The 12,610-nt window shown below is 39.1% G+C and carries 11 protein-coding genes, 1 tRNA gene and 2 rRNA genes; 5 read left to right on the forward strand and 9 right to left on the reverse strand.

The features are described from left to right. Together ACTJKC_RS16335 and rrf are read left to right on the forward strand one after the other, a co-directional pair. A 23S ribosomal RNA gene (locus tag ACTJKC_RS16335) occupies positions 1–117 on the forward strand; the annotation flags it as partial. 136 nt (positions 118–253) lie between these two features. Further along, positions 254–365, forward strand: a 5S ribosomal RNA gene (rrf, locus tag ACTJKC_RS16340). A gap of 1,155 nt (positions 366–1,520) precedes the next feature. Here rrf and rlmN read toward each other — a convergent pair. The 5 genes from rlmN to ACTJKC_RS16365 form a co-directional block, all read right to left on the reverse strand. Beyond that, the gene (gene rlmN, locus ACTJKC_RS16345; protein WP_344853967.1) at positions 1,521–2,576 is read right to left on the reverse strand and encodes a 23S rRNA (adenine(2503)-C(2))-methyltransferase RlmN; all 1,056 of its coding nucleotides are present in this window, start codon (positions 2,574–2,576) and stop codon (positions 1,521–1,523) included. Between the two features lie 88 nt (positions 2,577–2,664). Beyond that, positions 2,665–3,627: a 23S rRNA pseudouridine(2604) synthase RluF gene (gene rluF, locus ACTJKC_RS16350; protein WP_440793566.1), complete on the reverse strand. Its 963-nt coding sequence runs from the start codon at positions 3,625–3,627 to the stop codon at positions 2,665–2,667. 27 nt (positions 3,628–3,654) lie between these two features. Continuing rightward, complete coding sequence (locus tag ACTJKC_RS16355) at positions 3,655–4,176, reverse strand: NADPH-dependent FMN reductase (RefSeq protein WP_440793567.1); 522 nt, start codon at positions 4,174–4,176, stop codon at positions 3,655–3,657. Between the two features lie 119 nt (positions 4,177–4,295). Continuing rightward, positions 4,296–4,832 carry a DinB family protein gene (locus ACTJKC_RS16360; protein ID WP_440793569.1) on the reverse strand — a complete coding sequence of 179 codons (537 nt, stop codon included), beginning with the start codon at positions 4,830–4,832 and terminating at the stop codon, positions 4,296–4,298. Between the two features lie 231 nt (positions 4,833–5,063). Beyond that, complete coding sequence (locus tag ACTJKC_RS16365; protein WP_344853961.1) at positions 5,064–5,753, reverse strand: helix-turn-helix transcriptional regulator; 690 nt, start codon at positions 5,751–5,753, stop codon at positions 5,064–5,066. A gap of 138 nt (positions 5,754–5,891) precedes the next feature. On the opposite strand from ACTJKC_RS16365, the gene ACTJKC_RS16370 reads away from it, so the two are divergent. After that, on the forward strand, positions 5,892–8,369 hold the full coding sequence (locus ACTJKC_RS16370; RefSeq protein WP_440793571.1) for an ATP-binding protein: 2,478 nt from the start codon (positions 5,892–5,894) through the stop codon (positions 8,367–8,369). Here ACTJKC_RS16370 and ACTJKC_RS16375 read toward each other — a convergent pair whose 3' ends face one another. The 4 genes from ACTJKC_RS16375 to ACTJKC_RS16390 all read right to left on the reverse strand — a co-directional run bounded on the left by ACTJKC_RS16375 (position 8,370) and on the right by ACTJKC_RS16390 (position 10,875). Then, entirely contained in the window at positions 8,370–9,701 is a 1,332-nt protein-coding gene (locus tag ACTJKC_RS16375) for a sigma-54-dependent transcriptional regulator (protein ID WP_440793573.1), read from the reverse strand. Positions 9,702–9,772: 71 nt separating this feature from the next. Beyond that, on the reverse strand, positions 9,773–10,087 hold the full coding sequence (locus tag ACTJKC_RS16380; protein WP_440793575.1) for a hypothetical protein: 315 nt from the start codon (positions 10,085–10,087) through the stop codon (positions 9,773–9,775). 79 nt (positions 10,088–10,166) lie between these two features. Next, positions 10,167–10,478, reverse strand: a complete 312-nt coding sequence (locus ACTJKC_RS16385) for a hypothetical protein (protein ID WP_344853958.1) — start codon at positions 10,476–10,478, stop codon at positions 10,167–10,169. Positions 10,479–10,560: 82 nt separating this feature from the next. Then, positions 10,561–10,875, reverse strand: coding sequence for a GDYXXLXY domain-containing protein (locus tag ACTJKC_RS16390; protein ID WP_147224473.1), 315 nt, complete (start codon positions 10,873–10,875; stop codon positions 10,561–10,563). 374 nt (positions 10,876–11,249) lie between these two features. Between ACTJKC_RS16390 and ACTJKC_RS16395 the strand changes: the two genes are divergently transcribed. Together ACTJKC_RS16395 and ACTJKC_RS16400 are read left to right on the forward strand one after the other, a co-directional pair. Continuing rightward, positions 11,250–11,322 (forward strand) — tRNA-Thr (locus ACTJKC_RS16395). A 120-nt stretch (positions 11,323–11,442) separates the two neighbouring features. Further along, entirely contained in the window at positions 11,443–12,609 is a 1,167-nt protein-coding gene (locus ACTJKC_RS16400) for an amidohydrolase family protein (RefSeq protein ID WP_440793578.1), read from the forward strand. The last annotated feature ends 1 nt before the right edge of the window (position 12,610 follow it).

Consider the following 12,610-nt stretch of genomic DNA (forward strand, 5'->3'; position numbering starts at 1 on the left):
AGCCACGAGATGAGAATTCCATATAGGACCGTAGCAGACTACTACGTTGATAGGCTACAGATGTAAAGCTGGTGACAGCACAGTCGAGTAGTACTAATCATCCGAAGCTTTCAAAGCAAACAGACTGTTGTTTGTTCTTCAAACTAACTTCTTTCAATAATATGTCATTTAAGGCTTAAGATAAAAGGCTTAAGGCGTAAGGTGAATACCTTATACCCCACACCTTTAAACCCTAAACCTTAATTAAAAACATTTAGGTGCCTATATCGGTGGTGTCCACCTCTTCCCATTCCGAACAGAGAAGTTAAGCCCACCAGAGCCGATGGTACTGCGGTAACACGTGGGAGAGTAGGTCGGTGCCAAATCTTAAAAGAAACCCTTTAACAGAAACGTTAAAGGGTTTTCTTCGTTTACAGGGGTTTGTAATAGACTTCTCACCATTAAGGAGTTGAGAGAAGTTAAGCCCACCAGAACCGATGGTACTGTCCCGGAACTCCGGGATGGGAGCCCCAGTCGGTGCCAAATCTTAAAAGAAACCCTTTAACAGAAACGTTAAAGGGTTTTCTTCGTTTAAAGGGGTTTGTAATTGATTTCTCACCATTAAAGAGTTGAGAGAAGTTAAGCCCACCAGGGCCGATGGTACTGTCCCGGAACTCCGGGATGGGAGCCCCAGTCGGTGCCAAATCTTAAAAGAAACCCTTTAACAGAAACGTTAAAGGGTTTTCTTCGTTTACAGGGGTTTGTAATTGACTTCTCTCCATTAAGGAGTTGAGAGAAGTTAAGCCCACCAGAACCGATGGTACTGTCCCGGAACTCCGGGATGGGAGCACCCGGCCGGTGCCAAATCTTAAGAGAAACCCTTTAACAGAAATGTTAAAGGGTTTTCTTGTTTTAAAGGGGTTTGTAATTGACTTCTCTCCCGATAGCTACCTGGATAAATCCGATTGTGCTAAATCTTAAAAGTTTTCCGGGTCTATGGCAATTTAATTATAGTTTTTAGGGTATAGGGTTTAGGCTTCAGTTCCACATCATCCATCTTACATTTCCCATCTTCCATCATATTATTTGTTCCCGGAGGTGATGCTGATTTCCGCGGAGGCAATTCAGTTATCCATTTTACATGTTCCAATTGAAGCGTTGAGATAAGTTAAGCTCCCTTTTCTTAATGGCCTTAACTTCTTAATGATAAAAGGAACCTAAAGTATTTCTCACCATTAAGGAGTTGAGATAGGTTAAAGGTTGTTCCCGCAGATAGCGTTGATTTCTGTAGAGGCAATTTTCCATCGACCCTTTTCCATCTTCCGTCATCCATTTTACATCTTTCATCATACCTCTATCCCTGGTTATATAGCCCTGATGGGAGCGGTATCCCTTTTGGGCAAAGATGATTGCTTATGTTAGAAATATTTCCCAAAAGGATTAAGCGTACAGCAGGACGGAACCTAAACTATATGCACAGAAACCTGCGCTCCAAAAAAATATTTGAAGAAATACGGTTAAGAATAAAAACAGGAGAATATTTAAGCGTTCGCCTCTTCTTTAACAGCTAACTGCCCACAGGCGGCATCGATATCTTTACCACGGCTACGGCGGATGTTGGTATTAATTCCCTGACTTTTTAGGTAATTTGAAAAAGCATCAATCTTATCTCCTTCAGCATTAGTAAAATCAGCAAAAGAAATTGGATTATATTCGATCAGGTTTACTTTACAAGGAATATGTTTACAGAATTTGGCTAAATCCATTGCATCCGAAATCTCATCGTTAAAATGGTTGAAAACAATGTATTCGTAGGTTACCGGATTTTTGGTTTTGGCGAAATAGTATTTAAGCGCATCTGCCAGTGCTTTTAATGAGTTGGCCTCATTAATAGGCATGATCTCATTACGCTTTTCATCGTTGGCAGCATGAAGCGATAGGGCAAGATTAAATTTAGCACCATCATCGCCCAGTTTTTTGATCATTTTCGCTATGCCTGCGGTAGATACGGTAATACGTTTATAGCTCATATTTAAGCCATCAGGAGCAGTGATACGCTCGATAGACTTTAATACGTTGGCATAATTCAATAACGGCTCTCCCATACCCATATACACGATATTGGTAAGTGGATTATTGTAATTCAGTTTCGCCTGTTTATCGATCAGTACAACCTGGTCGTAAATCTCATCAGCGTTTAAATTACGCTTGCGGTCCATGTATCCCGTTGCACAGAATTTACAGGTTAAACTACAGCCTACCTGAGAACTCACACAAGCCGTCATTCGGTCTTCAAGAGGGATTAAAACCCCTTCAACAATGTTGCCATCGGCTAACCGGAAAGTATTTTTGATGGTATGGTCGTTACTGAACTGTGAATTGTTCACCTGAACCGCATTAATGGCAAACGATTCATCCAAAGCTTTACGAAGATCTTTAGATAGATTACTCATTTGCTCGAAACTCGTAGCCGATTTTTCCCAAAGCCACTGGTAAATCTGCTTGGCCCTAAATGCAGGCTGTTGCATCGCTACAAGGTGTTGTTGCAATTGGGGAAGATCTAGTGCACGGATATCGGTTTTCTTTGCTGTTGCCATTTGTTGCAAAGGTACTTAAAAAGCCGTTAAGCTGAAAGACTAAAGCTAAAAGGCTACTAATCAGCATGTAATTTTACAATTGGTTGGCTTATCTTCCTCTGCCTCTTGTGTTTGACTTACCTTTTGCTGGTTTCGAATTTCTGTTGCCAGAATTACTTTTAGCAGCAGATTTTGGACCTGAATGACCACCTGATTTTTTACCCGGAGATTTTTGACCTGATGGTTTTGGTTTGAATGCTTTTTTAGGCTGTTCTTCTCTCAGTTCTGGGATTTCCTCCCAGGCATTTGTTTTTTTCCTGGCAGCGCTTTTAGTTTTGGGTTTAGCCTCAGATGATGAGTTTTCGACACTTTTGGTAATGGCTTTCATCTCGTCTTCGGTAAGCTCCCTGAATTCTCCCGTAGGGATACCTTTAAGGTTTATATTCATAATCCGCGTACGCTCGAGTTTGGTTACTTCATAATCAAAATATTCGCACATTCTACGGATCTGCCTGTTTAAACCCTGAATTAAAATAATATTGAAAACAAATGTGCTGATCTGGCGAACCTTGCATTTTCGTGTATTTACACCCAAAATTGGCACGCCATTACTCATTTCGAAAATGAAATCTTCGGTAATGGGTTTATTAACGGTAACCACATATTCTTTTTCGTGTTTATTCCCTGCCCTTAAAATTTTGTTTACAATATCACCGTTATTGGTGAGGAAAATAAGGCCTGACGAATCTTTGTCCAGACGGCCGATTGGGAATATTCTCTCACTATGGTTCACATAATCAACAATATTATCGCGCACACTGGCCTCAGTTGTACTCGTAATGCCAACGGGTTTATTAAACGCCAGGAGAATAAAATTGCTTTCTTCTTTCGGCTCGATGTTGTGACCATTTACCATCACTTTATCGCCTGCAAAAACCTGATCGCCTACCTTTGCTCTTTTTCCATTGATGAAAACTGTGCCCTTTTCGATATAACGGTCTGCTTCACGGCGTGAACATAATCCACTTTCGCTGATGAATTTATTTAAACGGGTTGCAGAGTTATTGTTCATCCTGCAATTTTACGGAAATAAATTGTGTTATCCATTCTCTATGCCGGCAACAAATGCATCAATGGTATTTTTAAGGCTGGCTAAAGTTTCGTGATCTGTTACAATAGCGTCATTATTAATCCGGGCTTTTGCGAACGGAATGAGCTGAGGAGATACCCTGGCCTCAAGAACGGTTAAAATATCGATAATAGATTGACAGGCTTTTTCTCCTTGTGTTGAAGCCACGATGGCTAATACGGGCTTACCAGAAAAAGATGCTGAACTCACGGTCCAATCAAGCAGGTTTTTTAGCGAGCCTGGTAAACCCATCGCATATTCTGGTGTAGAAATGATAACGCCATCAGCCTGCAGGATATTTAAGCGAAGATCCTGAATGCTTTGTGGTGGATTTTCCATATCTAAATCAGGATTGAAATGTGGAATATCTGCAATAGACGGAAAAATTGTTACCTCATAAGCTGCCCCTAAAAGCTGGCTAATTGCCGAAAGGTAAAGTCCGTTGGTTGATGAAGCTTTTGTGCTGCCAGAAATCGCGAATATTTTTTTCATCGCTAAAAGTAGCAAAGAGCAGATAAATTATGAAAGGAGCTTGTAATCCGACCGTCATTTCGAATGAACCATTGAAACGTACCAGGTTTTCAATGGTTCATTTTAAAAAAAATAACAAGCTAAAAACTCTGATCATCAGCACTTGGGCCATAACTTCCCGGGATTGGAATATCCAATAACCTTAAATATACACCCAATTGCGCACGGTGGTGGCTGGTTTGGCTAAGCGAGTGGCGGATGGTTTCATATTTAGAATAATCGGCAAGCACTTGTTTACCCATGCTCAGTACCCAGCGACCGTTTAAATTTTCTTCGGTGGCTTTTTCTAAATCTGCCTTGCCTTGTACGTAATTTTCCTCTAAAATTTTAACCAGGTCATCAGCACTTTCTACTGAAGGTTCTGTGTAAGGAGCCGTTTCAAAATCCAGTCCATCGGTAGTTAAAGCCAATGTAACCCAGCGGGGCAAATCAGCAATGTGGACAGTAAGCGATTTCATTTTCATGCTTTTTTCATGTGGTGCCCAGTCGAATTTATCAGCGGGTACCAGTGCCAGGAATTTTTTTGTAGTATTAAATTCGGCTTCATACTCTTTCAATAATAATTTAATAATGTCCATATTTTTCTGTTTTGTTTTTTCTACTGTGTGTAATTCCATAAGTAATAAATCAGCTATGCTCATGATTTTTGATGTTGGTTTACACAAAGAAAATACAGGCTACTGACAACCCTATGGCAGTGTAAAAAAATAATTGGTAATAGGTCGTCATTTCGAGCGGAGTGCAACGCAGCCGAGAAATCTATCTCGAGGTAGATCTCTCCATTCCACTGCGTTCCAGTCGAGATGACGGTAGTTTATTAAAGAAAAATAGTCAATCGAAATGAGGAATTAATAATTTACCGGCAGCAGATGCATGTAATCGCTTAATGGCATATGTTGCGTTTTCCTGAAAGGGACGCCCAGATTTTTTAGACAAACAATCCGCGTGAGGTTAAAATCACGGTACTGGTTCCGGTAATGGCACCAGGCAATTAAATGCCAGCTAAAAGCGTAGAAAATTAAACCGATAGGCTCAACCTCTCTCTTACTTGCCTCTCCCTTATTATTTTTATAATCGAGTTCGATGAGGTGTTTTTCGGCAATGGCGTGCTGAATAAGCGACAGGTATTCGAAGTTAAAACTTAATCTTTCAGGAATCTGTAATTTAATATGCTGGTTTAAAGTCTCCAGTTTTTCTTTCTGGCTTGTTTTTAATACTGCTTTTACCTTGGTTAGTGCAGAGGAGTAATGCGTTCGGATGGAGTTATCGGCAAAACCATTTACCAAACTTTCTACCAGTAACAATGCATTGGCTTCATCCATATTAAAAGAAACCGGCGGCAAAAAATAGCCCTGAACAAGATAATAGCCTTTATGTTGCTCAAAACTTACCGGTATGCCCTGCTCGCAAAGCGCTTTAACATCGCGGTAAACCGTACGTACACTCATATTAAACCTTTCTGCAATTTTTTCTGCAGTAATATACTTTTTGGATTGGAGTAAAGTTAAAATTCCGAAAAGTCGGTCGATACGGTTCATGTCTGGTTTTTTTAGGCTTGATAAAATTAAAGCTTTTTAACCAATTTTCTTGTGGTACGTTATTTGTAAACGATAAACAGATATCATTTCTAAACGATAAGCCGTTATTATAATGGTTTAAGATATAATCTGAATTAAATGGCGGCTGTTATTCAAAAGCGTTTCTTCCGGGCAATAAAAAGTAAAGTAATTATAGGTTTCTTATTTGCCTGTTTTGCGCTGCTATTGGCATGGGGCATCAGCAAGTTTGCTTTTACACGGATGCTCAATACCGTTGAAGAAATTTCAGCACCGAACGACCGTTTAAGGATCGTTAATGATCTTTCGCATAAAATTGCAAGGCTAGACCAATTGCAGCGCGATGAAGCCTTTAATAAACAGGGTACCTATAGTTTTCTTAAAGAATCGCGTAAATTAAGATCCAGCCTGGATACTTTACGGAAACTATACCGTGGCGATTCTGCCCAGTTGGCCAGGATCAAATCAATTAAAAATTTACTCTCAGACCGCGATAAACAGTTTGTAAATTACCTTAAAGTGCGCGAAACACTGGTAAATACCAAATCGTTCTCTGATGAAGTTCAAAAACTAAATGAGCTGGTGGCTACAAGGGCAAGGCAAACCGATAGCGCTGTGTTAACTACCGAAACCACCACCTCAACCACCACGGTAGCACCAGAGGAAGAACAAAAATCGCGTGGTTTTCTGAGTAAACTTTTTGGAAAGAAAAAATCTGACGTTTACAAAATCATTAACGAAGAGTTTAAAGTTAAACGCGATACCTTAAATGCAAAAGCTGAAGACAGCATCATGAAAAGCATGACGGGTTCATTAAAAAATATAGAACTCGAACAACGTCAGAAAAGCCAGAAGTTTTTAAAACGCGAAGCCGATTTATCAAGCGCCAGTAATGCTTTAACGGCTAAAATGCTGCAAATTTTGCGTGAGGTAGAAGGCGAAGCCGTAGCACAGGTAGATTTAAATGGCATCCAGGCGAAAGAAGTGGTTAACGATGGAATTACGCAGATCACCACCATTATTATCATTTTCTTTTTGTTGACGGTAATCCTGCTTTACCTGATCCTGGCAGATATCACCAAAAGCAATAGATACAGAAAGGCCTTGGAGCTGGCTAAAGATGAAGCTGAATATCATGGCAAAGCAAAACAGCGTTTCCTTTCTAACATGAGTCACGAAATCAGAACACCATTGCAATCTATTTTAGGTTATGCCGAATTGATTACCCAGCAGGATGTGCCCAATAAAAAGGATGTGGATGCCATTTATCAATCTTCCATCCATTTATTACAAATTGTAAACGAAGTATTGGATTACAACCGGATTATCTCGGGTGAATTTAGTTTCAATAACCAGGTGTTTAACATCAGAAAAGCTTTAGATGAAGTGGTTTCGGTTATGAGGCCTTTGGCTGAACAAAAATCCCTTCAGTTAAATGTAGCCCTCGATCTGGCTAACCTCGAATTTGTAAAGGGCGATGCTTTTAGACTCAGGCAGATCTTATTTAATTTATTGGGTAACGCCGTTAAATTTACGCTGAAAGGCGAAATCGGTTTATCTGTTTCTTACAAAAGGCAGGGAGATGATCTGCATTTTCATTTTACGATAAAAGATACAGGGATTGGTTTCGAAGAAAAAGATATTCCTAAAATATTTAATGAATTTGAACAGATCGAATCTCCTGAAAAATATATCATCAATCAGACCGGTACAGGTTTAGGCTTACCTATTGTTAAATCATTGATCGAAACACAAGGTGGCCGGATTTACGTGAAAAGTAAGCCTGGCATCGGAACCACTTTTAATATTTACATGAAATATGAAAATACAACTGAAAGGGTAAATGATGCATTGGATTTGGAACATTATGCCATTATTAATCCTGGTACCGTATGGGTAATTGACGATGATAAACTGATTCTGGACTTATGTGGAATGATTTTTCAGAAGAACAAGATTCCTTTCAGAAGTTTTACCCAGGTTGCCGACATTCTACACACCGAACCCGATACAGATTTAAAATACGTTCTGGTTGATATGCGGATGCCTGAAATGACCGGTTTCGAACTTTGCCATTTATTAAAAAAGAAACTGCCGCAGCATGTAAAATTCTATGCTATTACCGCACAGGTTTTGCCAGAAGAACGTGAAATGGTTTTGAGTGAGGGTTTTGACGGGCTGATTATGAAACCGTTCAGGGCAGTGGATATCCTTTCGATTTTTGATAAAACAGAAATATTAGCCGAACAGCCCGAATTTGATTTTTCATCTATCGAAAAAATGACTTTTGGGGATCAGCAGATGCTTGAAAAAATCCTGAACCGTTTTAAACAGGATTCTATTGATGATGCTGCAGAACTGAAAAAATATTTAGTAGAAAATGATCAGGAAAAAAGCAGGTTATTGGTTCATCGCTTAGCCGGACGTACCGCACAGATGGGTTCTAAAACCCTGGCAAATGCATTCCGCACTTTGGAAATAGAAATTGCTGAAAAAGGTTTAACGGATAAAACTAAGGCTGAGGTTTTGGAACAAATTAAAAAATTGGATAGCCTGATTGCTTTTATTGAGCAAATGGATTATGCAAATGCAGAATAATTATTCAATCCCATAGCGCTCCATTTTTGCATAAAGCGTTTTGCGGTCGATATTTAAAATTTTAGCAGCTTTTGATTTATTGTGCCTTACTTTGATCAAAGTTTCGGTAATCAATGTTTTTTCGTTCTGTTCGTTTACCGCTTTCAGGTCGGAAGAATTTCCCGGGGCCGATTGGTGCTGAACAGAAATCATCATTTCATCTGGCAACGCTTCAATCTGGGCAACATCACCAGGGCTCAATAACACCATACGTTTAATCACATTACTCAGTTCGCGCAAATTGCCAGGCCAATCGTAACTTAACAGTAATGCTTTTGCTTCTGCAGATACACTTTTAACATTCCGTTCCAGATCGCGGTTTGATAACTGGATAAAATGGTTAATAAATAGCTCCAAATCTCCACCTCTATCGCGCAATGGTGGAAGCTGGATTTTAAATTCATTTAAGCGGTGGTATAAATCTTCCCTAAATTCGCCTTGTTGCATGCTATTGGCCAGGTCATCATTTGTAGCCGTGATAATGCGAACATTTACAGGAATCTGTTTAGTACTGCCCAAAGGCTGTATTACCCTTTCCTGCAAAGCCCTGAGGAGTTTAATCTGTACTTCGTAACTCAGGTTACCCACTTCATCCAGAAACAGTGTTCCACCGTTGGCTGCTTCAAACTGACCTTTTTTATCATTCAAAGCACCGGTAAAAGCACCCTTAACATGGCCGAATAGTTCGCTGGCGGCTAAATCTTTTGATAAAGCGCCACAATCAATGGCTACAAAAGGTTTATCTGCACGTTTGCTCTGCTGATGCAAAGTTCTGGCGGCAAATTCTTTCCCCGTTCCACTTTCTCCCTGTATAATTACCGACATATCGGTAGGTGCAACCAGGTTGATGTGTCCATATAACTTATCGGCAATTGCACTTTTGCCTTTAATAAAATCGCTGTTTGTTTCTTTTGGAGTAATGCTTTTTAAATCCTTTTTAGCCAAAGAATTTTTAATTACCATCAGTAATTCGTCAGGGTTAACCGGTTTGGTAATGTAATCGAAAGCACCTAACTGGATTGATTTAACAGCCGTGCGTACATCATTAAAACTTGTCATGATGATAACCGGGATAGAAAGGCCCAAATCGCGGAGGTGAGTAAGCACTTCGAAACCAGTTCCATCAGGCAGCCGGTAATCGATTAACAGTAAGTCGAATTCGCTGCTCTCCACTTGTTTAAAAGATTGCTTTACATGGGTTACAAGGGTAACCTCATGACCGTTTTTTGTTAAAAAACCTTCAAGTAATTGAGCAAATGTTGTATCGTCTTCTAGAATCAGGATTCTCGCCATGTAACAAAAATAAGAAAAGCCGGACATAATCCGGCTTTCTTTTGTAATAGGTAGATGTAATATTTGGGTTTTTATTGTACGGGTTTACCGTCTTTATCAATTTTAACCGAACCAGTTTCTGCTTCTTTTTTAACATTGATTAAGTAGTATTCCTTTGTTCTTTCTTTAACAGACCATGCTTCAGTAGCGGTCCAGCCTTTATAAGCATCAGATTTTAATGCTGTTGTTACCGGCTCAGGTAATTCTTCGAGTTTAACCGGAGTTTTCACTGCACTATCCTGAACTGTAACAATTGCAGCGTTTTTAATTGTATTTACTTCACTTGCCTGTACTGCTGAGAATCCTGCAAAAGCTAAGAACGCAGCTGATAAAATTAATTTTTTCATCTTGTTTCTTTTTTAGTTTATGCGCAGCCCGAAGGCCGCGCTTATGTTGATTATGCCTTTATGGCGTATTTATTTGAGATTATTGAACTGGTTTACCGTCTTTGTCGATTTTCACCGAACCGGTTTCAGCTTCTTTTTTAACGTTGATTAAATAATACTCTTTGGTACCTTCTTTAACCGACCAGGCTTCAGTAGCGGTCCATCCTTTATATGCATCAGATTTTAATGCGGTGGTTACCGGAGCAGGAAGCTCTTCTAGTTTAACCGGAGTTTTTACTGCACTATCCTGAACTGCGATAATTGCTGCGTTTTTGATTGTATTTACTTCACTTGCTTGTACTGCTGTAAATCCTGCGAATGCTAATGTAGCGGCTAAAATGATCTTTTTCATGATATTCTGTTTTAATATGATTGGTAACTTTCGTTACTGTTTAAATACTTGTTAATTAAGGAGCGCTAATTTTTTATGTTGATTATTGAACGGGTTTACCGTCTTTATCGATTTTTACTGAACCGGTTTCAGCTTCTTTTTTTACGTTGATTAAATAATACTCTTTAGTACCTTCTTTAACCGACCACGCTTCTGTAGCGGTCCAGCCTTTATATGCATCAGATTTTAATGCGGTAGTTACTGGCTCAGGTAATTCTTCCAGTTTAACCGGAGTTTTCACTGCACTATCTTGAACTGCAACAATTGCAGTAGTTTTAAAATCTTTTACTTCACTTGCCTGTACTGCTGAGAATCCTGCGAATGCTAATACTGTAGCTGCTAAAACGAATTTTTTCATGGTATATATTTTAAAATTTATTTGTGTAACAATACTTGCTAATGTTTCATAATGGTGCCAAACGAATATTTTTATTTAAATAATTGATTTTCAGTAATTTATTGTTGTGCCAAAGTTTTAAAGTTGTGGAATTTCTCCACACTTTGTGGTGAATGACTACAAGTTTTGCAGTTATTTCTAACAGAAGTTTCTTAATCTGTAGCATGCAGTTGGATGTTACCATACGACCGGGAGGGCAATTTTCAGGTAAAGATGAAATAGCTGCATTCTGAGATTACATAACTATCAGATAGAAACATCAGATAATGCAAAAAAAATAAATTTCAATTTTTGAAAAAAGAAGATTTTTTTCTATCATTGCAGCCCGATTAAAAGCCTCCTTAGCTCAGCTGGTAGAGCAACTGACTTGTAATCAGTAGGTCATTGGTTCGATTCCGATAGGAGGCTCTTTTTCTCTCCCGCTTTTCTAGTTTATTTAGAAAAAATCCTAAAATCATTTCATTTTCAAAAACAACCCAGGCTTAGAAAAATATTTTTTTAGCTCCTCTTATTCCGCTAATTTGCAACATGCTAAAATACTTTTCAGCCGATTGGATTTTTCCTGTTGTTTCGGCTCCGGTTAAAAATGGGGCGGTGTCTGTACGTCCGGATGGTGAAATTGCAGGAATCTTAACTGAAGAAGAGATTGCAAACCATAGTCTTGACATCATAAAATACAAAGGCGCTATCGTTCCTGGCTTTATTAATACCCATTGCCATTTGGAACTTTCGCACATGCAGGGGCAAATTCCCGAACGCACCGGATTGGTCGAATTTGTGCGCAGCATTATTACAAACAGGCAGGCCGACGGAGAGCAGATTTTGGGAGCCATGTACAATGCGGATCAAAAGATGTTAGAAAGCGGCATTGTGGCTGTTGGCGATATTTCAAACCAGGTTTCTTCCAAAGCAGTTAAACAAAAAAGTAAAATCCATTACCATACCTTTATAGAGGCATTGGGTTTTAACCCTGAAAGAGCTGGCGCAATAATGGATCATGTTAAAGGCATTAAACAGGATTTTGAACCGCTGCCGGCATCTATCGTTCCACACGCACCCTATACTGTATCTCCCGAATTATTTGAATTAATCAGGGCTCAAGCTGGAAAAGATAATGCTTTTATCAGTGTGCATAATCAGGAAACGGACAATGAAAATGCTTTTTTCGAAAATAAAACAGGAGGATTTTTAGACTTATACAAATTTTTAGGACTGGATATCTCTTTTTTCGAGCCTACACGAAAAACATCATTACAAAGCTGGTTACCTTATATTAAGGAGCAAAAAACTTTATTGGTGCACAATACCGTTTCAAACAAAACTGATGTCGAATTTGCAAAAGCACACAATCAGAATTTATATTGGTGCCTTTGTCCACAGGCTAATCTTTATATTGAAAACACTTTGCCCGACGTTGATCTCCTGATAGGTGAAAAAGTGAAAATCACCTTGGGTACCGATAGTTTGGCGAGTAACCATCAGCTTAATATCCTGTCGGAAATGATCACCTTGCAAAAACATAAACAAGTAGACTTCGAAGCGCTTTTGAGTTGGGCAACTATAAACGGTGCCGAATTTTTAGCACTCGACGATCATTTGGGAACAATAGAAACTGGTAAAAAACCAGGATTAAATCTGATCCAGCTATCGGCTGATTTTATAATTGAAAGTGATCTGGTTAAAAAGTTAATCTAAC

The organism is Pedobacter sp. 22226 (assembly GCF_052045455.1).
GTDB lineage: Bacteria > Bacteroidota > Bacteroidia > Sphingobacteriales > Sphingobacteriaceae > Pedobacter > Pedobacter jeongneungensis.